Annotated in this window: 16 protein-coding genes; 8 read left to right on the top strand and 8 right to left on the bottom strand. The window is 71.6% G+C overall.

Translation table 11 applies throughout. From position 1 onward, the window contains the following. The first annotated feature begins 48 nt into the window (after positions 1-48). A complete protein-coding gene (locus tag BLW14_RS22010; RefSeq protein WP_093708916.1) occupies positions 49-672 on the top strand; it encodes a class F sortase in 624 nt (207 codons plus the stop codon). 8 nt (positions 673-680) lie between these two features. Here BLW14_RS22010 and BLW14_RS22005 read toward each other — a convergent pair whose 3' ends face one another. Beyond that, the gene (locus BLW14_RS22005; RefSeq protein WP_093710815.1) at positions 681-1,469 is read right to left on the bottom strand and encodes a sulfite exporter TauE/SafE family protein; all 789 of its coding nucleotides are present in this window, start codon (positions 1,467-1,469) and stop codon (positions 681-683) included. Between the two features lie 271 nt (positions 1,470-1,740). Between BLW14_RS22005 and nirB the strand changes: the two genes are divergently transcribed. The 3 genes from nirB (at position 1,741) to BLW14_RS21990 (ending at position 5,694) form a co-directional block, all read left to right on the top strand. Next, positions 1,741-4,332: a nitrite reductase large subunit NirB gene (gene nirB, locus BLW14_RS22000; protein WP_093710814.1), complete on the top strand. Its 2,592-nt coding sequence runs from the start codon at positions 1,741-1,743 to the stop codon at positions 4,330-4,332. Then, positions 4,332-4,691 carry a nitrite reductase small subunit NirD gene (nirD, locus tag BLW14_RS21995; RefSeq protein ID WP_093708915.1) on the top strand — a complete coding sequence of 120 codons (360 nt, stop codon included), beginning with the start codon at positions 4,332-4,334 and terminating at the stop codon, positions 4,689-4,691. Before nirB ends, nirD begins: the two co-directional genes overlap by 1 nt. A gap of 85 nt (positions 4,692-4,776) precedes the next feature. Beyond that, positions 4,777-5,694 (top strand): oxidoreductase, encoded by a 918-nt coding sequence (locus BLW14_RS21990; RefSeq protein WP_093708914.1) that lies wholly within the window; start codon positions 4,777-4,779, stop codon positions 5,692-5,694. A gap of 1 nt (position 5,695) precedes the next feature. Here the strand turns inward: BLW14_RS21990 and BLW14_RS21985 are convergent, their stop codons facing one another. The 4 genes from BLW14_RS21985 to dusB form a co-directional block, all read right to left on the bottom strand. Continuing rightward, positions 5,696-6,106 carry a VOC family protein gene (locus BLW14_RS21985; protein WP_093708913.1) on the bottom strand — a complete coding sequence of 137 codons (411 nt, stop codon included), beginning with the start codon at positions 6,104-6,106 and terminating at the stop codon, positions 5,696-5,698. A 151-nt stretch (positions 6,107-6,257) separates the two neighbouring features. After that, the gene (locus tag BLW14_RS21980) at positions 6,258-7,262 is read right to left on the bottom strand and encodes an ArsR/SmtB family transcription factor (protein WP_177154056.1); all 1,005 of its coding nucleotides are present in this window, start codon (positions 7,260-7,262) and stop codon (positions 6,258-6,260) included. A gap of 505 nt (positions 7,263-7,767) precedes the next feature. After that, positions 7,768-10,479, bottom strand: a complete 2,712-nt coding sequence (gene ppdK / locus BLW14_RS21975) for a pyruvate, phosphate dikinase (protein ID WP_026242685.1) — start codon at positions 10,477-10,479, stop codon at positions 7,768-7,770. Between the two features lie 550 nt (positions 10,480-11,029). Then, on the bottom strand, positions 11,030-12,178 hold the full coding sequence (dusB, locus tag BLW14_RS21970) for a tRNA dihydrouridine synthase DusB (RefSeq protein ID WP_093708911.1): 1,149 nt from the start codon (positions 12,176-12,178) through the stop codon (positions 11,030-11,032). A gap of 140 nt (positions 12,179-12,318) precedes the next feature. Here dusB and bla point away from each other — a divergent pair, with 140 nt between their 5' ends. Next, the gene (gene bla, locus BLW14_RS21965; protein WP_093710813.1) at positions 12,319-13,245 is read left to right on the top strand and encodes a class A beta-lactamase; all 927 of its coding nucleotides are present in this window, start codon (positions 12,319-12,321) and stop codon (positions 13,243-13,245) included. Between the two features lie 15 nt (positions 13,246-13,260). Beyond that, on the top strand, positions 13,261-14,742 hold the full coding sequence (locus tag BLW14_RS21960) for an MFS transporter (protein ID WP_093708910.1): 1,482 nt from the start codon (positions 13,261-13,263) through the stop codon (positions 14,740-14,742). A 9-nt stretch (positions 14,743-14,751) separates the two neighbouring features. Here BLW14_RS21960 and BLW14_RS21955 read toward each other — a convergent pair whose 3' ends face one another. After that, positions 14,752-15,651, bottom strand: a complete 900-nt coding sequence (locus BLW14_RS21955) for an MmyB family transcriptional regulator (protein WP_093708909.1) — start codon at positions 15,649-15,651, stop codon at positions 14,752-14,754. A gap of 112 nt (positions 15,652-15,763) precedes the next feature. Between BLW14_RS21955 and BLW14_RS21950 the strand changes: the two genes are divergently transcribed. Then, on the top strand, positions 15,764-17,236 hold the full coding sequence (locus BLW14_RS21950) for an MFS transporter (protein ID WP_177154055.1): 1,473 nt from the start codon (positions 15,764-15,766) through the stop codon (positions 17,234-17,236). Between the two features lie 197 nt (positions 17,237-17,433). On the opposite strand, the gene BLW14_RS21945 is transcribed toward BLW14_RS21950, so the two are convergent. Together BLW14_RS21945 and BLW14_RS21940 are read right to left on the bottom strand one after the other, a co-directional pair. Then, a complete protein-coding gene (locus BLW14_RS21945; protein ID WP_093708907.1) occupies positions 17,434-17,664 on the bottom strand; it encodes a DUF6243 family protein in 231 nt (76 codons plus the stop codon). Between the two features lie 242 nt (positions 17,665-17,906). Further along, a complete protein-coding gene (locus tag BLW14_RS21940; protein ID WP_093708906.1) occupies positions 17,907-19,289 on the bottom strand; it encodes a glycine--tRNA ligase in 1,383 nt (460 codons plus the stop codon). A 146-nt stretch (positions 19,290-19,435) separates the two neighbouring features. Here BLW14_RS21940 and BLW14_RS21935 point away from each other — a divergent pair, with 146 nt between their 5' ends. Continuing rightward, positions 19,436-20,404 (top strand): metal ABC transporter substrate-binding protein, encoded by a 969-nt coding sequence (locus BLW14_RS21935; protein ID WP_093708905.1) that lies wholly within the window; start codon positions 19,436-19,438, stop codon positions 20,402-20,404. Positions 20,405-20,428: the final 24 nt, after the last annotated feature.

The following is a 20,428-nucleotide window of genomic DNA, read 5'->3' as shown; positions in this document are numbered from 1 at the left end:
ACCGGGACGGGACCGTCTCCCCCTTCTTCCGCACCCCGGAGGACGACCGTGTCCCAGAAGGCCAAGGGCTGGCTGCTCGTCGTCGTGGCGCTGGCCGGTGTCTGGCTGATCCAGAGCGGCGCGGGCACCCGGCTCACCCCGCCCGGACCAGCCGCGGCCCAGGCGTTCACCGCCGGGCCCGCCCTGCTGCCCGGCTCACCGGTCGCCGAGCCGCTGCGCCCCTCCGCGCCCGTACGCATCCGGATCCCCGCCATCCGGGTGGACGCGCCGATGATGCGGCTCGGGCTCGGGGCCGACGGCAGCCTGGACGTGCCGCCGGCCGGGAACACCGACATCGTCGGCTGGTACAAGGACGGCACACCGCCCGGCGCCAAGGGCACCGCGATCGTCGCCGGCCACGTCGACAACGCCGAGGGCCCGTCCGTCTTCTACGACCTCGGATCGCTGAAGAAGGGCAGCACCGTCGAGGTGGACCGGCAGGACGGCCGCACCGCCGTCTTCACCCTCGACGCGATCGAGGTGTACGAGAGCGACGACTTCCCCGACCAGCGGGTCTACGGCGCGTCCGCACACGCCTCGCTGCGGCTGATCACCTGCGGCGGCGGCTACTCGGAGGCGACGGGCTACCGGGGGAACGTGGTGGCGTACGCCCACCTCACGAGCGTGCGCTGAGGCTCCGCTCAGGCGTGCCACTGGTCGAACGCGAGCTTCGCGACCAGCGAGAACACGACCACCAGCAGCACCCCGCGCACGAACTCGCTGCCCTTGCGCAACGCCATCCGCGCGCCCAGCAGACCGCCCGCCAGGTTGAACACCGCCATCAGGGCCGCCAGCTGCCACAGCACGTTGCCCTGGTGGGCGAACATCGCGAGCGCCCCGGCGTTGGTGCAGACGTTGACGATCTTCGCGGTGGCGGACGCGGTGACCAGGTCGAGGTGGAGCACGGCGGTCAGGGCGAGCACCAGGAAGGTGCCCGTACCGGGGCCGAACAGTCCGTCGTACAGGCCGATGCCGCCGCCCACCAGGACGATCGCGGTGACCATGCGGGCGCGCGTGACCTCGGGCGGGACACCGTCCCCCGCCGCCCGGCCGAACTGGGGCCGCAGCATGACGAACGCGGCGACCGCGAGCAGCACCACCATGATCACCGGGCGCAGCACCTCGCTGCTGATCCCGGCGGCGAAGAACGCGCCGGTCATCGACCCGGTCAGGGCCGCGAGCCCGATCCGCACCGCCGTACCCACCTTCACGGGGGCTTTTCGCGCGTAGGTGACGGCGGCGCCCGAGGTACCGACGATGGCGACCGCCTTGTTGGTGCCGAGGATCTGCGCGGCCGGCAGATGCGGCAGGCCGAGCAGCAGCGCGGGCAGCAGGAGCAGCCCGCCGCCGCCGACCACCGCGTCGACCCAGCCGGCCGCGGCGGCGGCGAGGCACAGCACGACAAGGGTGGTCAGGGTGATGTCCGGCATGGACACGACCCTATGGAGCGGATACATGCGCCGTCCAACCATCCCGGCGACCCGGCGGGAAAGTTGAGCCAACTCTGAGGTTCCCGCAGCCCACGGCGGCTTTCCGGCGGCCTCACAGGTCCGGACGGGGGGTGCTGAGCGCAAGGTTCCTCCCGGGAAACAGCGGGGAACCGGCCGGGTAACACCGCCGGGACACGCTTTCCGTCATGAGCACACAGGCCCGGCGCCTGTGGCCCTGCCGAAACTGCTCACCGACGACGGAGGCCCCGAGATGCCGGTGTCCACTCCCCCGACCACCCCCACCTCCCCTGCCGCCGCGCCCACCCTCGTGGTCGTCGGGCACGGGATGGTCGGCCAGCGTTTCCTGGAAGCCCTGGCCGAGCGCGGGCTGACCGGCACCGCCGGCACCGCCCGGGTCGTCGTCCTGTGCGAGGAGCCCCGCGCCGCCTACGACCGGGTCCAGCTGACCTCGTACTTCGCGGGGACGACCCCGGAGGACCTGTCGCTGGTCGAGCACGGCTTCATGGAGCGGCACGGCTTCGAGCTGCGGCTCGGCGACCCGGCGGTGTCCGTGGACCGCACGGCCCGCACGGTCACCGCGCGGTCCGGGGAGGTCTTCGCGTACGACACGCTGGTGCTCGCGACCGGGTCCTACCCGTTCGTGCCGCCGGTCCCCGGCAAGGACAGCACCGGCTGCTTCGTCTACCGGACGATCGAGGACCTGCTCGCCATCGAGGAGTACGCGAAGAACGCGACGACCGGCGCGGTGGTCGGCGGCGGGCTGCTCGGTCTTGAGGCGGCAGGCGCGCTGAAGGGCCTCGGCCTGGAGACGCACGTGGTGGAGTTCGCGCCCCGGCTGATGCCCGTCCAGGTCGACGAGGGCGGGGGCGCGGCGCTGCTGCGCACCATCGAGGACATGGGCCTGAGCGTCCACACCGGGGTCGGGACGCAGGAGGTGACCGCGGGCGAGAACGGCGCGGTGACCGGGATGGCGCTCTCCGACGGTTCCTCGCTGGCCACGGACCTGGTGGTGTTCTCGGCCGGGGTGCGCCCCCGCGACCAGCTGGCCCGGGACTGCGGTCTGGCGGTCGGGGAGCGCGGCGGCATCGTCGTCGACGAGGAGTGCCGGACCTCGGACCCGGCGGTCTTCGCCATCGGGGAGTGCGCGCTCGCCTCCGACGGCCGGGTGTACGGGCTGGTGGCGCCCGGGTACGAGATGGCGCTGACGGCCGCCGAGGTGATCACCGGCGAGAAGGCCGCGTTCACCGGCGCAGACCTGTCGACGAAGCTGAAGCTGCTCGGCGTCGACGTGGCCTCGTTCGGCGACGCGCACGGCACCGCCGACGGCTGCCTGGACGTCGTGTACTCGGACGCCCGCTCCGGCGTCTACAAGAAGCTGGTGGTGGCGGCGGACGGCACCCTGCTGGGCGGAGTGCTGGTGGGCGACGCCGACCAGTACGGCACGCTGCGCCCGATGACCGGCACCGTCCTTCCCGTCGCCCCGGAGCAGCTGGTGCTCCCGGCGGGCGCGGGCGGCCCGGTCGCGCTCGGCCCCTCCTCGCTGCCCGACGAGGCGGTGATCTGCTCCTGCCACAACGTCACCAAGGGCGCGATCTGCGAGCACACCACGCTTCCCGAGGTGAAGAAGTGCACCAAGGCGGGCACCGGCTGCGGCAGTTGCGTCAAGGTGATCGGCCAGCTGCTCCCGCAGAGCCAGGACGCGGGTCTGTGCGGCTGCTTCGCGTACACCCGCAGCGAGCTGTACGAGATCGTCCGCACCCTGGGGATCACCTCGTACGCGGATCTGCTGGACTCGCACGGGCGGGAGGAGGCGCGCGGCGGCGACGGCTGCGAGGTCTGCAAGCCGACGGTCGGCTCGGTCATCGCCTCGCTGGCCCCGACGGTCGGCGCGAGCGGCTATGTCCTGGACGGCGAGCAGGCGGCCCTCCAGGACACCAACGACCACTTCCTCGCCAACCTCCAGCGCAACGGCTCGTACTCGATCGTGCCGCGCATACCCGGCGGCGAGATCACCCCGGACAAGCTGATCGTGATCGGCGAGGTGGCCCGCGACTTCGGGCTCTACACCAAGATCACCGGTGGCCAGCGCATCGACCTGTTCGGCGCCCGCGTCGACCAGCTGCCGCTGATCTGGACCCGGCTCGTCGACGCGGGCTTCGAGTCCGGGCACGCGTACGGGAAGTCGCTGCGCACGGTCAAGTCCTGTGTGGGGCAGACCTGGTGCCGCTACGGCGTGCAGGACTCCGTGAAGATGGCGATCGACCTGGAGCTGCGCTACCGGGGCCTGCGCGCCCCGCACAAGCTGAAGTCGGCGGTGTCGGGCTGCGCCCGGGAGTGCGCGGAGGCCCGGGGCAAGGACTTCGGGATCATCGCCACGGCGGGCGGCTGGAACCTCTACGTGGGCGGCAACGGCGGCGCCACCCCGCGCCACGCGGACCTGCTCGCCCAGGACCTGTCGGACGCCGAACTGGTCCGGCTGATCGACCGGTTCCTGATGTTCTACATCCGCACCGCGGACCGGCTGGAGCGCACCTCGGCCTGGCTGGAGCGGATCGAGGGGGGCCTGGAGCACGTCCGGGACGTCGTCGTGCACGACTCGCTCGGGCTCTGCGACGAGCTGGAGCGGCTGATGGCCGACCACGTCCGCGGCTACCGCGACGAGTGGGCGGAGACCATCAACGACCCGGAGCGGCTGCGCCGGTTCGTCACCTTCGTCAACGCGCCCGACGCGCCCGACCCGTCGGTCAAGTTCGTCCCGGAACGCGACCAGGTCAAGCCCGACCTGGACATCCTCGCGGGCCCGGTTCTCGCCATCCGCACTCTTGAAGGGACCGCCTCCTGATGACCACGCAGACGCTGGAGACCGCGCAGGACACCCGCAGCATCCGGCTCGCCGCCGGGGACGGCTGGCTCACCGTGTGCGACCGCTCGCTGCTGACCCCGGGGCGCGGGGTCGCCGCCCTCCTCCCGGACGGCCGGCAGGTCGCGCTGTTCCTGGACCGGGCGGGGCGGACGTACGCCATCGACAACCGCGACCCGTTCACCGGCGCCTACGTCCTCTCGCGCGGCCTCGTCGGCTCGGACGGCGGGCAGCCCTTCGTCGCCTCGCCCCTGCTCAAGCAGCGCTTCGACCTGGCGACGGGGGCCTGCCTGGACGACGACGAGGTCTCCGTACCGGTCTTCGAGGTGCGCGCGGACTGAACGCGTCCGCTCGTGCGGAGACGGCCGGAAGAACCCCCGAACGGGTACTTCCGGCCATCCTCGTCCCCGGTCGTACGCTTGATCCATGAGCCACGGCTGGAGTGCGCGCGACATACCCGACCAGAGCGGCAGGACGGCCGTGGTGACGGGAGCCAACAGCGGGATCGGGCTGCACACCGCCCGCGAACTGGCCCGCTGCGGCGCCAGGGTGCTGCTCGCCTGCCGCGACGAACGGCGCGGCAAGGAGGCGGCGGACCGCATCCGGTACGCGGTGCGCGGCGCGGACGTGGAGTTCGCCGCCCTGGATCTGGCCGACCTGTCCTCCGTACGGGAGTTCGCGGCGGACTACCGGGCGGACACGCTCGATCTGCTGATCAACAACGCCGGTGTGATGGCCCTGCCGTACGGGCGGACCGCCGACGGTTTCGAGACCCAGTTCGGCGTCAACCACCTCGGGCACTTCGCGCTCACCGGGCTGCTGCTGCCGAAGCTGCTGGCCACCGAGGGGGCCAGGGTGGTGACCGTCTCCAGCGGGATGCACGCGCTGGCCGACATCGACATGGGCGACCTCAACAGCGAGCGGACCTACCACCGCTGGATCGCCTACGGGCGCTCGAAGACCGCCAACCTGCTCTTCGTCCACGAGCTGGCCCGGCGGGCCGCGGCGGCCGGCAGCACTCTGGTCGCCGCCGCCGCGCACCCCGGCCTCGCCGCGACCGACCTGCACACGGCGGGAGCCCGGATGGAGAGGCGCAGGGCGGTGGAACGGGTCATGGGCCTCGTCAACGTCCTCGCCCAGCCCGCGTCGGCCGGGGCCCTGCCCACGCTGTACGCGGCCACCGCGCCGGGTGTGCGCCCCGACTGGTTCACCGGCCCGCGGCGGGGCCGGCGCGGCGCTCCCGGACCGTCCTGGCGGGCGGACCGGACGCGCGACGACGTGGCGGGCGAGCGGCTGTGGGTGGCCTCGGAGCAGCTGACCGGGGTGACGTACCCCGGGCTGTAGGTCAGCCCTGGTCGTCGACGGCCGACGGGTCCATCCACACGACCTCCCAGATGTGGTGGTCCGGGTCCTGGAAGGACCGGCCGTACATGAAGCCGAGGTCCTGCGGCTCGTTGGCGGGCGATCCGCCGCTCGCGAGGGCCGCGTCGGCCAGCTCGTCCACCTTCTCGCGGCTGTCGGCGCTGAGGGCGAGGATCACCTCGGTGGACCTGGAGGCGTCCGCGATCTCCTTCTTGGTGAAGTCCTTGAAGCGCTCCTCCTGGAGGAGCATCGCGAAGATCGTGTCGCTGATGACGAGGCAGGCGGTGCGCTCGTCGCTGAACTGCGGGTTGAAGGAGTAGCCCAGCTTGCCGTAGAAGCCCTTGGACGTCTCCAGGTCCTTGACCGGCAGGTTCACGAAGATCATCTGAGGCATGGCCGTCTCGCTCTCTCGGTGCGTGGTTCCTTGTGCGTCTGCCGAAGTGCTTCTGTCGAAGTGCCTCTGTCGAACGCTTCTCGACAGGTAGACGCCGGGGCCGCCCGGAACTCATCGGTGCCGGCGGCGGATCCTTTCCGCGCGGTCCGGCTCAGGAAACCGCCAGCGGCGCCCCGCCCCTGAGCAGCGAGCCGCCCAGCGGGGTCAGGGTGTGCAGGACCGAGCCGCCGTGCCGCAGGGTGTGGACGAGGCCCGCCTCGCGCAGGACGCAGGCGTGCTGGCTGGCCGAGGCGAGGGAGACCCCGGCGCGCCGGGCCAGTTCGCTGGTGGTGCAGCCGTCGCCGATGGCCCGCAGGACCGTGGAGCGGGTCTGCCCGAGGAGCCGGCCGAGCCAGGGGCCCGGTTCGGCGAAGGCCGGGGCGGCCGGGTGGGCGACCGGGTAGACCAGGACGGGCGGGAGCAGGGGGTCGCGCAGGACGACGGGGGTGCCCCGGCAGAAGTACGAGGGCTGGAGGAGCAGTCCGCGCCCGTCCAGGTGGAGGTCCCGGTCGACGGGGTAGTCCGCCTCCAGGACGGGCGCCCGCCACCGGATGACCGGCGGGAGCGAGTGGAGCAGTTCGTCCGTGCCGCCGTCCAGCAGGGCGCGGCCCCGGATGGCGCGGTCGGCCTCGACGGCGGACTGGATGTGCGGCCAGTACGGCTCGACGGCGGCGCGGTGGTAGTCCCGTAAGGCGCCGACGAGCCGGCCGAGGGGCCCGGGGCCGCCCTCGCGCAGCGGTTCCAGGCGGGCGCGGCGGGCGGTGCGCCGGGCGCCGGGCGGGCCGGACTCCTCCAGGACGGCGATCTCGGCGCGCAGCCGCTCGGGCGGGGTGGCGCGCACGGCTTCCATTCCGGCGTCGAGCCGGAGCGGTTCGGAGTTTTCCTGAGAAGGAGTCAGGAAGTCGGGGAAATATCCGCGCTGCGGAACGACCGCGGACAGCAGCCGTACTTCACCGCTCAACCTCGGGCGGGTTTCCGAGCGCCATTTCCCGAAGACCGCGGAAGCCCTCCGGTCCCTCAGCCGGTGAAAGCTGAGAATGGTCTCCCACAGCGCGTCCGGCCCGGCGGCCATCCGCACCCTGGAAAGGTCCCATCCGGAGACATGGATACGCAGCACCGAACTCCCACCCCTTGCACCTGCAATTCCCCCCTCGCAAGCGTATGCGAATCGTAACAGCACGTCACCACGGGGTTTCGGCCAGAGGTGAAACGCCTCGCCCCGACCCGCCGCCGGACGAAAGGCTGTGCGTCGTCGGGTGCGATTCCGGAGCCACCGGAAGAGCGAGTGAAGGCCGTGGGGGGTTTTGCTCGTTCGGCGGCGGTTGGCAATGGTGCGGCTCCGCACTCGATGGGGGTAAGCCGGGTGCGGCCCGTGGATGGGGATCCACGGGCCGCACCCGGGTCCGTTCAGCTCGATTTCTTTGCGCATTAAACGAAGCAATGGACGCCGGACACATCATTCACGTGAGCATGACAACAACCCATGGCGGCGCCGGTCCGTACGACAAGACGGCGGCACCCCCGCACAGGGTGCCGCCGTCTCCGGAATTCCGCGTCCGCCGCCGGTTCGGTGAGGGTGGGGTGTACCGGCGGCGGAGGCGGAATGGGTGGGAGGCGCCGCGTCAGCGGCTGTCGCTGCCCCGCGGCCCGGCCGCCGCACGGCCCGCCTCCAGGCGCGCCACCGGAATGCGGAACGGCGAGCAGGAGACGTAGTCGAGGCCGGCCTCGTGGAAGAAGTGCACCGACTCGGGGTCGCCGCCGTGCTCCCCGCAGATGCCGAGCTTCAGGTCCGGGCGGGTGGCCCGGCCGGCCGCGACGGCGTTCTTGACCAGCGAGCCGACGCCGTCCTTGTCGATGGTCTCGAACGGCGACACCCCGAAGATGCCCTTCTCCAGGTACGCGGTGAAGAACGAGGCCTCCACGTCGTCGCGGGAGAAGCCCCAGACGGTCTGGGTCAGGTCGTTGGTGCCGAAGGAGAAGAACTCCGCCGCCTCCGCGATCTGCCCCGCGGTCAGCGCGGCGCGCGGCAGCTCGATCATCGTGCCGATCTTCAGCTTGAGGTCGGTGCCGGTGGCGGCCTGCACCTCGGCGATGACCCGGTCCGCCTCCTCGCGGACGATCTCCAGCTCCTGGACCGTGCCGACGAGCGGGATCATGATCTCGGCGCGCGGGTCGCCCTTGGCGTTCTTGCGCTCGGCGGCCGCCTCCGCGATGGCCCGCACCTGCATGGCGAACAGGCCGGGGATGACCAGGCCGAGCCGGACGCCGCGCAGCCCGAGCATCGGGTTCTGCTCGTGCAGCTTGTGCACGGCCTGGAGGAGCCGCAGGTCGTTCTCGTTGGCGTCCTTGCGGGCCTCGGCGAGCGCCACCCGTACCGAGAGCTCGGTGATGTCGGGCAGGAACTCGTGCAGCGGCGGGTCCAGCAGCCGTACGGTGACCGGCAGCCCGTCCATCGCCTCGAACAGCTCGATGAAGTCCGCCTTCTGGAGCGGGAGCAGCTGCTCCAGGGCGGTCTCGCGCTCCTTGTCGGTGTCGGCGAGGATCAGCTTCTCGACCATCTCGCGGCGCTCGCCGAGGAACATGTGCTCGGTGCGGCACAGCCCGATGCCCTGGGCCCCGAAGCGGCGGGCGCGCAGGGCGTCCTCCGCGCTGTCCGCGTTGGCCCGCACCCGCAGCCGGCGCACCCGGTCCGCGTACGCCATGATCCGGTGCACGGCGGCGACCAGCTCGTCGGCGTCGTCGGCGCCCGCGTGCATCCGGCCCTCGAAGTACTCGACGACCGGGGACGGCACGACGGGGACCTCGCCGAGGTAGACCTTGCCGGTGGAGCCGTCGACGGAGACGACGTCGCCCTCCTCCACGACGATGTCACCGACCGTCAGGCGCCGGCGCTTGGTGTCGACCTCGATCTCCTCGGCGCCGCAGACACAGGTCTTGCCCATGCCGCGGGCGACGACGGCGGCGTGCGAGGTCTTGCCGCCGCGCGAGGTCAGGATGCCCTCGGCGGCGATCATGCCGTCCAGGTCGTCCGGGTTGGTCTCGCGGCGGATCAGGATGACCTTCTCGCCGGACCGGGACCACTTGACGGCGGTGTACGAGTCGAAGACCGCCTTGCCGACCGCGGCGCCGGGCGAGGCGGCGATACCCCGGCCGAGCCGCCGGGTCTTCGCGGTGTCGTCGAAGCGCGGGAACATCAGCTGCGCGAGCTGGGCGCCGTTGACCCGCTGGAGCGCCTCGGCCTCGTCGATCAGGCCCTGGTCCACCAGCTGGGTGGCGATGCGGAAGGCGGCACCGGCGGTGCGCTTGCCGACCCGGGTCTGGAGCATCCACAGGTGACCGCGCTCGATGGTGAACTCGATGTCGCAGAGGTCCTTGTAGTGCGTCTCCAGCGTCTCCATGATCTTGAGCAGCTGGTCGTACGAGTTCTTGTCGATCGCCTCCAGGTCGGCGAGCGGCACGGTGTTGCGGATGCCCGCGACGACGTCCTCGCCCTGCGCGTTCTGGAGGTAGTCGCCGTACACGCCCTGGTGGCCGCTGGCCGGGTCACGGGTGAAGGCGACGCCCGTACCCGAGTCGGGGCCGAGGTTGCCGAAGACCATGGAGCAGACGTTGACGGCGGTGCCGAGGTCGCCGGGGATGCGCTCCTGGCGGCGGTAGAGCTTGGCCCGGTCGGTGTTCCACGAGTCGAAGACCGCCTTTATGGCGAGGTCCATCTGCTCGCGCGCGTCCTGCGGGAAGTCGCGGCCGGCGTCGCGCGTGACGATCTTCTTGAACTGCTTGACCAGCTTCTTCAGGTCGCCCGCGTCGAGATCGACGTCGACGGTGACGCCCTTGGCCGCCTTCGCCTCGTCCAGCGCCTCCTCGAAGAGTTCGCCGTCGACGCCGAGCACGGTCTTGCCGAACATCTGGATGAGCCGGCGGTAGGAGTCCCACGCGAACCGCTCGTCACCGGCCTGGTCGGCGAGGCCCACGACGGAGGCGTCGGAGAGCCCGATGTTGAGGACGGTGTCCATCATCCCGGGCATCGAGAACTTGGCGCCGGAGCGTACGGAGACCAGCAGCGGGTCGTCGGCCTGGCCGAGCTTCTTGCCCATCCGCCGCTCCAGGGCGTCGAGGTGCGCACTCACCTCGTCGCGGAGGGCGGCCGGCTCGTCACCGCTGTCGAGGTAGACCTTGCACGCCTCGGTGGTGATGGTGAAGCCGGGAGGGACGGGGAGCCCGAGGTTGGTCATCTCGGCGAGGTTGGCCCCCTTCCCGCCGAGCAGGTCCTTCAGATCCTTGTTGCCCTCGGTGAAGTCGTAGACGAACTTCTGCACATCTTTGTTTTCCGACACGGGTCTCGACTCCTCGAGGACGCGGTGGCTGCCCTGACGGCGAGGAACATACCCAGATCGAAGGTGTGTGGGTACGTCCACTTGCGCGTCGTACGGCCGTAACCACCCGTCCGCCAGCAGATCGAAAGTCGGCCGTTCGGAGGACGCTCGGAGGCATGCGTTCAGGACTCGTACACAGGATGACGCAGCGCCATCCGGAACACGCCATTCCGTGGCTGAAAGTAACCGAAGCGTCGATCGATCAAAGTCCGACCACCTGGCACCCAGTGCCATCCTTTGAGAAGTGCAGCACCGGATTTCACGCTCATGTGAGCACCAGGGCTCTCAAGGTGGCGAGAATCACTCCATGGAGGCCGCTCAGATGTCACCATCCGGACACCCGTTTGGCAACTCTGGGTGCACTTCTCGCTCACTCAACGTGGTGAATGAGGGGCGTACTCGTCCGTAGGCCATCGATCCGAGATCCCCGGGGCCGATTCGCGGCCCATTTGGCGCTCAGATGAGCGAGAGGTGCGTGTGGGCACCGAGTGCCCACACGCACGAGGCTTCCTCAGCCCCCGGAGGTGTCCAGCTCCGCGTCGGCGCTGACGCCCGCGCAGTCGTACGGGTCCTTGAGCCAGCCGTCCGGGAGGGCCACCCGGTTGTTGCCCGAGGTGCGCCCGCGCGGTCCGTCGGCGCCGTCCGGCCAGGGCTGGTCGAGGTCCAGCTCCTGGAGCTGGGAGCCCAGCTCCTCCAGGGAGGAGGTGATCGCCAGCTTCTTGCGCATCTCGGAGCCGACCGCGAAGCCCTTGAGGTACCAGGCCACGTGCTTGCGGAAGTCGATCACGCCCCGGGCCTCGTCGCCGATCCACTCCCCCAGCAGCGTCGCGTGGCGCAGCATCACGTCGGCGACGGTGCGCAGGGTGGGCGCCTGCCGGGTCTCCGTGCCCTCGAACGCGCTGACCAGGTCGCCGAAGAGCCAGGGCCGGCCCAGGCAGCCGCGCCCCACGACCACGCCGTCGCAGCCGGTCTCGCGCATCATGCGCAGGACGTCGTCCGCGCACCAGATGTCACCGTTGCCGAGCACCGGGATCTCCGGGACGTGCTCCTTGAGGCGGGCGATGGCGTCCCAGTCGGCGGTGCCGCCGTAGTGCTGGGCGGTGGTCCTGCCGTGCAGGGCGACCGCCGTGACGCCCTCCTCGACGGCGATCCGGCCGGCGTCGAGGTAGGTGAGGTGGTCGTCGTCGATGCCCTTGCGCATCTTGATGGTGACGGGCAGGTCCCCGGCGCGGGAGACGGCCTCGCGCAGGATCGCGCGCAGCAGCGGCCGCTTGTACGGGAGGGCCGAGCCGCCGCCCTTGCGGGTGACCTTGGGGACCGGGCAGCCGAAGTTGAGGTCGATGTGATCGGCGAGGTTCTCGTCGACGATCATGCTGACCGCCTTGCCGACGGTGTCCGGGTCCACTCCGTACAGCTGGATCGAGCGCGGGGTCTCGGTCGCGTCGAAGTGGATGAGCTGCATGGTCTTCTCGTTGCGCTCGACCAGGGCCCTCGTCGTGATCATCTCGCTGACGAACAGCCCCTTGCCGCCCGAGAACTCCCGGCACAGCGTCCGGAAGGGGGCGTTGGTGATGCCGGCCATGGGTGCGAGGACCACCGGCGGCTGCACGGTGTGCGGGCCGATGCGGAGCAGCGGGGGCGAGGGGGCGAGCGTGGTCATGGCCCCATTGTCCCGTACCCCGGCGACTGCTCCCGAGGCGGTCGCAACCCGCCGGGGCGGGGAAGGAGCGGGCGTTGCCGGAGCGCCGCCGTAGCGTGGGGATTCCGGCGACGAGCCGGCGGACGAAGGAGACCGAGCTCATGACGACGACCTCTTCCCGTTTGACCCCGGCCTCCCCCAGCCGGCGCGGACTGCTCGCGCTCGGCGGCGCCGGGGCCGTGGGCGCGCTGCTCGCCGGTGCGGGGACCGCCCGTGCGGCGGAGGGCGCCACGACGGCCCGGCTGCGCGAGCTGGAGCGGGCGCACGGGGCCCGCGTCGGCGCCTTCGCGTACAACGTGGCCACCGGGGTCGCGGTGCGGCACCGGGCGGACGAGCGCTTTCCGATGCTGTCCACCTTCAAGACGCTCGCCGCGGCGGCCGTCCTGCGGGATCTGGACCGGGACGGCGAGGTGCTGGAGAAGGTGGTCCGCTACACGAAGGCGGACTGCGTGTCCGATTCGCCGGTCACCGACACCCCGGAGCACCTCGCGAGCGGGCTGAGCGTCGCCCGCCTGTGCGACGCCGCGATCGGCGACAGCGACAACACCGCGGCCAACCTGCTGCTGCGCGAGCTGGGGGGCCCGGCCGCCGTCACCCGCTTCGCGCGCTCCCTGGGCGACCGCGTGACCCGGCTGGACCGCTGGGAGCCCCTGCTGAACTCCGCGGAGCCGGGCCGGGTCACCGACACCACCACCCCGTCCGCGCTCGCCCGCGACTACGCCCGGCTCGTCCTGGGGAACGTGCTGGAGCGCCGGGACCGCGGGCGGCTGACGCACTGGCTGCTCAACTGCCGGACGAGCGGTACGCGGTTCCGGGCCGGGCTGCCGCCGGAGTGGACGGTCGCCGACAAGACGGGCGGCGGCTCGTACGGCTCGTGCAACGACGTGGGCGTCGCGTGGACGCCCGAGGGCGTGCCGGTGGTCCTGGCAGTACTGACGACGAAGCCCGCCGGAGCCTCCGACGCGGCGGGCGACCACCCGCTGGTCCGGGACGCGGCGGAGGCACTGGCGGCAGCAGTCGTTAGTTAGTCGTACTATCGATGGATGCCTGAGCTCAGCCACCGACGACGGATGCTGGTGCTGGCGATCTGCTGCATGAGCCTGCTGATCGTCAGCCTCGACTCCACCGCCCTGAATGTCGCCCTGCCCGCCATGCGCCGGGAACTGGACGCGAGCGTCGCGGGGATGCAGTGGACGATCGACGCGTACACGCTCGTCCTCGCCTCCCTGCTGATGCTCGCGGGTTCCACCGCCGACCGGATCGGCCGGCGCAAGGTCTTCATGGCCGGGCTGGTCCTGTTCACCCTGGGTTCGGCGCTCTGCTCGCTGGCGCCGAACCTGGAGGCCCTCATCGCCTTCCGGATGGTGCAGGCCGTGGGCGGCTCGATGCTGAACCCGGTCGCGATGTCGATCATCACCAACACCTTCACCGATCCGCGCGAGCGCGCCCGTGCGATCGGGGTCTGGGGCGGCGTCGTCGGCATCTCGATGGCGGCCGGCCCGGTGGTCGGCGGCACCTTGGTCGATTCGGTCGGCTGGCGGTCGATCTTCTGGGTCAACCTCCCGGTCGGCCTCGCCGCCCTGCTGCTGACCTGGCGTTACGTCCCCGAGTCGCGCGCCCACCGGGCCCGCCGCCCGGACCCGCTGGGCCAGTTCCTGGTGATCACACTGCTCGGCTCGCTGACGTACGCGATCATCGAGGCCCCGCAGAAGGGGTGGACCTCCGGCGAGATCCTGCTCTTCGCCGGTCTCGCGGCGGCGGCCCTGGTGGGACTGCTCGTGTACGAGCCGCGGCGCGCGGACCCGCTGATCGACCTGCGGTTCTTCCACAGCGTGCCGTTCAGCGGGGCCACCGTGATCGCGGTCAGCGCGTTCGCCGCGCTCGGCGGCTTCCTCTTCCTCAACACGCTCTATCTCCAGGACGTCCGGGGGCTGAGCGCGCTGGACGCCGGGCTCTACACGCTGCCCATGGCGGCCGTGGTGTGTCTGCTGTCGCCGCTGTCCGGGCGGCTGGTGGCCAGTCGCGGGCCGCGCATCCCGCTGCTGATCGCGGGCGGGGCGATGGCGGTGAGCGGGCTGATGCTGGCGGCGTTCGACGCGGAGACCGGGACGGTCTCGATGTTCGCCGCGTACGTGCTGTTCGGCCTGGGCTTCGGCTCGGTGAACGCGCCCATCACCAACACCGCGGTCTCCGGCATGCCCCGCTCCCAGGCGGGCGTGGCGGCGGCCGTCGCCTCCACGAGCCGCCAGATCGGGCAGACCCTCGGTGTCGCGGTGATCGGCGCGGTCCTGGCGGCGGGCTTGGGCGGGTCCCTCGGATCCGCCGGCTCGGCGGACGGCTTCGTGGAGGCGAGCAGGCCGGGCTGGTGGATCGTGACGGGCTGCGGTCTCGCGGTCCTGTTCGTGGGGGCGCTGAGCAGCGGTCGCTGGGCGCGGGGGACGGCACGCCGGACGGCGGAACGGCTGGCGGAGCCCGTGGCCGAGGGCCCGGCCGCCCACTCCTCGACGGCGCGGGCGGGGGCGTGAGTCCGCCGCTCAGTCCTCTGCGGCCTCCGCCGCGCGGACCAGTTCCTGGAGCCGCTCCAGCCGCTCGCGCGTCTCCGCGTCGCGGGGCGCGTAACTGACCAGGCGGGGGCCGGCCGACGGGCCGAGCCAGAGGTCGGTGGTCTCGACGCGCAGCAGCCCCACCCAGGCGTTGCGGAAGACCTTGGACCGGCTGCCCGCCCCGACGACCTCGTGCCGGGCCCAGTTCTCGCGGAACTCCGGCGAGGCCGCCTCCAGCCGCCCCAGCAGCTCCTTCCAGGCGGGCTCGGCGAGGTGTTCCGCCATGGCCGCGCGGAACTTGGCGGTGATGAAGCGGGTCACCTCGGCCGTGTCCATGACCGAGGCGCGCCACTGCTCGTTGGTGTAGGCGAGCAGCATGACGTTGCGGTCCTCGGGCGCGACCGCGTCCATGTCGCACAGCAGCCGCCCGTACGTACGGTTGTGGGCGAGGATGTCGTACCGGCTGTTCTGCACGCAGGCGGGGATCGGCTCCAGCTGCCGCAGCATGGTGCGCAGCGCCGTGGTGATGTGCGGGCAGTCCGTGCCGGGGGCGGGATCGATGGCGCCCGCGAGCGAGAAGAGGTGGCTGCGCTCGCTGCGGTCCAGCAGCAGGGCGCGGGCGAGGGCGTCGAGGACCTGGGGCGAGACCTGGATGTCCCGGGCCTGTTCGAGCCAGGTGTACCAGGTGACGCCGACGGCGGAGAGCTGGGCGACCTCCTCGCGGCGCAGCCCGGGCGTCCGCCGGCGGCGGCCCCGGACGAGGCCGACCTGCTCGGGGGTGATCCGTTCGCGGCGGCTGCGCAGGAAGTTCGCGAGTTCGTGCCGCCGGACGTCGGGCTCGCCCCCGCCGGGGGCGGCCGTCTGCGTGGCCGGCGTCGCCATGGTCGTCATGCCTCCAGGGTGCGGGCGGTGCGGGGACTGCGGACCGCCTGTGCCTGGTGGTCCTTGTACCAGGATAAAGACACTCTGGTACCAGGCTGCGTGCCGGGCGATCGTCGGTGGCGTGAGTGAATCATCTGTACGGACGACAACGGCAAGCGCCACGGCCTCCCCGGTCGTGCGCCACGACCATCCCGGCCCGGTGCTCGGCACGCTGGGACTGTTCACGGTGCTGCTGGGCGCGGCCCTCCCTCTGATCGACTTCTTCATCGTCAACGTGGCCCTGCCCACCATCGACCACGACCTCGCGGCGGGCCCCGCCCTGCTGGAACTGGTCGTCGCGGGCTACGGGCTCGCGTACGCCGTGCTGCTCGTACTCGGCGGGCGGCTCGGCGACATGGCCGGCCGGCGCCGGCTGTTCCTGGCCGGCATCGCGGCCTTCGGACTCACCTCGCTGGCCTGCGGGCTGGCCCCGGACGCCTGGTCCCTGGTCGGGGCGCGGGTCGCGCAGGGCGCGTCGGCCGCGCTGATGCTCCCGCAGGTACTGGCCACCATCCAGGCGGCCACCTCCGGCCACCGCAGGGCCCGGGCGATGAGCCTGTACGGGGCGACCGCGGGGCTTTCGATGGTCGCGGGCCAGATCCTGGGCGGCGCGCTGGTCGCCGCCGCGCCGATGTCCTCGGTGTTCGGCGAGAGCGCGGGCTGGCGCTCGGTGTTCCTGGTCAACGTGCCCGTCGCGGCGGTCGGCCTGGTCCTGGCGGCGCGCACGGTGCCCGAGACGCGGTCGGAGCGGCCGGCGCCCGTCGACGTACCGGGCACGCTGCTGCTCGCGGTGTCGCTGCTGACGCTGCTGGCCCCGCTGACGGAGGGGCGGGCGGCGGGCTGGCCGCTGTGGACCTGGGTGTCGCTGGCGCTGTTCCCGTTCGCGGCGGCGGCGTTCTACCGGGTGGAGCGGCGGGCGGACCGGCGCGGGCTGACCCCGCTGGTTCCGCCGAGCCTGCTGCGCCTGGAGTCGCTGCGGCGCGGTCTCGCCCTGGTGGTGCCGTTCTCGGTGGGCTTCGGCGGCTTCATGTTCGTCATCGCGGTGGCGCTCCAGCAGGGCCTGAAGCTGGGCCCGGCGCAGTCCGGCCTGTCGATCGCCCCGATGGCGGTGGCCTTCTTCGTGGCATCGCTGGCCGGCCCCCGGCTGGTACGGCGGTACGGCAGCCGGGTCGTGACTGCGGGCGGGCTGATCCAGGCGGTGGGCGTGGCGGTGCTCGCGCTCACGGTGTGGCGGGGCTGGCCCGACCTGGGCATGGCGGGCCTGATGCCGGGAATGGCCGTCGCCGGTTTCGGCCAGGGCCTCCAGCTGCCCGTCATCTTCCGCATCATCCTGTCGGACGTTCCGCCGGAGCGGGCCGGGGTGGGCGGCGGCGTGATGACGACGACCCAGCAGGCGACGCTGACCCTCGGCGTGGCGACGCTCGGCTCGCTGTTCCTGGCCCTGGCACCCGGTTCGGGGATGCGGGACGCGCTGGTGGTGACCCTGCTGGTGCAGCTGGCCGCGGTCGCCCTGACGGCCGCGCTGAGCCTGCGGCTGCCGCGCACGGTGGGGTGAGGTGGCGCCCTGCGGGCGCGGTGTCCGGGCGGTCGCGGGGCCGCGCGACGGTACGGCGGCACGGCGGGCGGCGGGGGCCTCGCCGGGGCGGGCCCGTGTGGGCCGACCCCCGGCGAGGCCGTAGTCGCGCGACAGCCCGGGCCGAACGGCCCGGGCTGCCAGGGCGAGAGCAGGCGCCTTCGGCGCCCACGCGCTCGTCAGCTCTGCGCCGGGGCCTCCGGCTCCGCGGCCGACGCCTCGGCGTCCGCGGTGTCCGGCTGCGCGGGCCCTTCGGCCCGCTCCCGCATCTTGCGGAGCAGCTCCTGCTTCTGGTCGGCGGCCGTCCTGCGGTCGGCCTCTCCGGCGGGGCCGGCCCCCTGCGCCCCGGAGCGGGACAGCTTCTTGCGCTGTCCGCCGACGCCGAGGAGGTTGTTGCGGCTCTTGGCCATGGGGTTCTCCCAATGTGTGGTCTCGGTGAGGTCTCTCGCGACCTCGGATCGATCCGGGGGGCGGCGGGTGGTCGGGCCCGCCGCGCTCTCACTCGTAGATCTGGAAGAACGAATACATGGTCAGGACGGTACCCACACCGGGCGTCCGCCTCACCAGGTTTTCCGCCCGCGGTCCCCCGACGCAGAGGCCCCCGGTTCCGCGGCGGGCGCGGAAGCGGGGGCTCGTTCAGCGGGTGCGGCCGTCAGCAGCCGAGCAGCCGGGTGGCCAGGTAGCCCTGGATCTGGTCCAGGGACACGCGCTCCTGCTTCATCGTGTCGCGCTCGCGGACGGTGACCGCGTTGTCGTCCAGGGTGTCGAAGTCGACGGTGACGCAGAACGGCGTGCCGATCTCGTCCTGGCGGCGGTAGCGGCGGCCGATGGCGCCCGCGTCGTCGAACTCGATGTTCCAGTTCTGCCGCAGGTCGGTGGCGAGGCCCTTGGCCTTCGGCGAGAGCTGCGGGTTGCGGGACAGCGGGAGGACCGCGACCTTGACCGGTGCCAGGCGCGGGTCGAGGCGCATCACGGCGCGCTTCTCCATGACGCCCTTGGCGTTCGGCGCCTCGTCCTCGTTGTAGGCGTCGAGGAGGAAGGCCAGCATCGCGCGGCCGACACCGGCCGCGGGCTCGATGACGTACGGGGTGTAGCGCTCGCTCTTCTCCTGGTCGAAGAAGGAGAGGTCCGTGCCCGAGGCCTTGGAGTGGGCCGTGAGGTCGTAGTCGGTGCGGTTGGCGACGCCCTCCAGCTCGCCCCACTCGCTGCCGCCGAAGCGGAAGCGGTACTCGATGTCAGCGGTGCGCTTGGAGTAGTGGGAGAGCTTCTCCTGCGGGTGCTCGAACCACCGCATGTTCTCCTCGCGCATGCCGAGGCCGGTGTACCAGTTCCAGCGCTGCTCCATCCAGTACTCCTGCCACTGCTCGTCCTCGCCCGGCTTGACGAAGAACTCCATCTCCATCTGCTCGAACTCGCGCGTGCGGAAGATGAAGTTGCCCGGAGTGATCTCGTTGCGGAAGGACTTGCCCATCTGCGCGATGCCGAACGGGGGCTTCTTGCGCGAGGTGGTCTGCACCTGGCCGAAGTTGGTGAAGATGCCCTGGGCGGTCTCGGGGCGCAGGTAGGCGACCGAGCCGGAGTCCTGGGTCGGGCCGAGGTGCGTGGAGAGCAGGCCGGAGAACTGCTTGGGCTCGGTGAACGTGCCCTTGTTGCCGCAGTTCGGGCAGTTGAGGTCGGCCAGGCCGTTGACGGGCGCCTTGCCGTGCTTCTCCTCGTACGCCTCCTCCAGGTGGTCCGCGCGGTAGCGCTTGTGGCAGGAGGTGCACTCGGTAAGCGGGTCGGAGAACGTGGCGACGTGGCCGGAGGCCACCCACACCTCGGGGGCCAGGATGACCGACGAGTCGAGACCGACCACGTCCTCGCGGGAGGTGACCATGTAGCGCCACCACTGGCGCTTGAGGTTCTCCTTGAGTTCGACACCCAGCGGCCCGTAGTCCCAGGCGGCCTTCTGGCCACCGTAGATCTCGCTGCAGGGGTAGACGAAGCCACGGCGCTTGCTCAGGCTGACGATGGTGTCGATCTTGTCGGCGGCCACGGTGCTCTCTTCATTACGACGACGGAACGGGCGGGCGAAGGGCCCAGATTACCGGCGGCCACGCCCCTTCGATCAAATCGGTATCGGTCCCGGCCGCGAACCCCGCTTGTTGACAATCGTTTCCACTTTTGTTGAAAATGACTGTCATGAACGTACGCCGCCTCATATCCACCGCCGCCGTCGCCGGCGCGGCCGCCCTCGGTCTCACCGCCCTCACCGCCTGCTCGTCCTCCGACGCCTCCGATCACAAGAGCGGCGACCGGCTCGACGTGGTGGCGTCGTTCTATCCGATGCAGTTCCTGGCGGAGCGCATAGGCGGGGACCACGTCTCGGTCTCCAGCCTCACCAAGCCCGGCGTGGAACCCCACGAGCTGGAGCTAAGCCCCCGGCAGATCGGCGGCCTCACCGACGCCGACTTCATCCTCTACCTCAAGGGCATCCAGCCCGCCGTCGACGACGCGATCAAGCAGTCGGAGTCCGAGAACACCCTCGACGTCACGACGCTGACCTCGCTGGAGGACCACGGCACGGAGGTCGGCGGCGAGGAACACGGCCACGACGAGCACGCCCACGAGCACGAGGGCGAGGAGGCCGGCGCCGACCCGCACATCTGGCTGGACCCGGTGAAGTACAGCGAGGTCGCCAAGGGCGTCGGCAAGGCGCTGGAGAAGACCGACCCGGACCACGCCGCGGACTACCGCAAGAACACCGACACGCTGGTCAACGAGCTGGGCGCGCTCGACACCGCGTACCGGACCGGGCTGAAGAACACCGCGACGAAGACGTTCATCACCACGCACTCCGCCTTCGGCTACCTCGCCGAGCGCTACGGTCTCACCCAGGAGGGCATCGCCGGCATCGACCCCGAGGCCGAGCCCAGCCCCGCCCGCATCAGCGCCCTGCACTCCGTCGCGGAGAAGAAGAAGGTCACCACCGTCTTCTTCGAGACACTCGCCAGCGACAAGACCGCGAAGACCGTCGCCCGCGACACCGGACTGCGCACCGACGTCCTGGACCCCCTTGAGGGAATCACCAAGGCATCCAAGGGCGATGACTACATCGAGGTCATGAAGTCCAACCTCGCCGCCCTGCGCACGGCACTCGGCGCGAAGTGAGCGACGACCCCACCGCACCCACCG

It is taken from the genome of Streptomyces sp. 2131.1, assembly GCF_900105515.1.
GTDB classification, from domain to species: Bacteria; Actinomycetota; Actinomycetes; order Streptomycetales; family Streptomycetaceae; genus Streptomyces; species Streptomyces drozdowiczii.
The sequence above is the reverse complement of the archived record's forward strand: the minus strand, read 5'-3'. Positions and strand labels throughout refer to the sequence as shown.

Bases quoted from the DNA above. Each gene is read 5' to 3' on its own strand.
- BLW14_RS22005 (WP_093710815.1), bottom strand. From the start codon at position 1,469: ATGCCGGACATCACCCTGACCACCCTTGTCGTGCTGTGCCTCGCCGCC.
- nirB (WP_093710814.1), top strand. From the start codon at position 1,741: ATGCCGGTGTCCACTCCCCCGACCACCCCCACCTCCCCTGCCGCCGCG.
- nirD (WP_093708915.1), top strand. From the start codon at position 4,332: ATGACCACGCAGACGCTGGAGACCGCGCAGGACACCCGCAGCATCCGG.
- BLW14_RS21990 (WP_093708914.1), top strand. From the start codon at position 4,777: ATGAGCCACGGCTGGAGTGCGCGCGACATACCCGACCAGAGCGGCAGG.
- BLW14_RS21985 (WP_093708913.1), bottom strand. From the start codon at position 6,106: ATGCCTCAGATGATCTTCGTGAACCTGCCGGTCAAGGACCTGGAGACG.
- dusB (WP_093708911.1), bottom strand. From the start codon at position 12,178: ATGACCACGCTCGCCCCCTCGCCCCCGCTGCTCCGCATCGGCCCGCAC.
- bla (WP_093710813.1), top strand. From the start codon at position 12,319: ATGACGACGACCTCTTCCCGTTTGACCCCGGCCTCCCCCAGCCGGCGC.
- BLW14_RS21960 (WP_093708910.1), top strand. From the start codon at position 13,261: ATGCCTGAGCTCAGCCACCGACGACGGATGCTGGTGCTGGCGATCTGC.
- BLW14_RS21955 (WP_093708909.1), bottom strand. From the start codon at position 15,651: ATGACGACCATGGCGACGCCGGCCACGCAGACGGCCGCCCCCGGCGGG.
- BLW14_RS21945 (WP_093708907.1), bottom strand. From the start codon at position 17,664: ATGGCCAAGAGCCGCAACAACCTCCTCGGCGTCGGCGGACAGCGCAAG.
- BLW14_RS21935 (WP_093708905.1), top strand. From the start codon at position 19,436: ATGAACGTACGCCGCCTCATATCCACCGCCGCCGTCGCCGGCGCGGCC.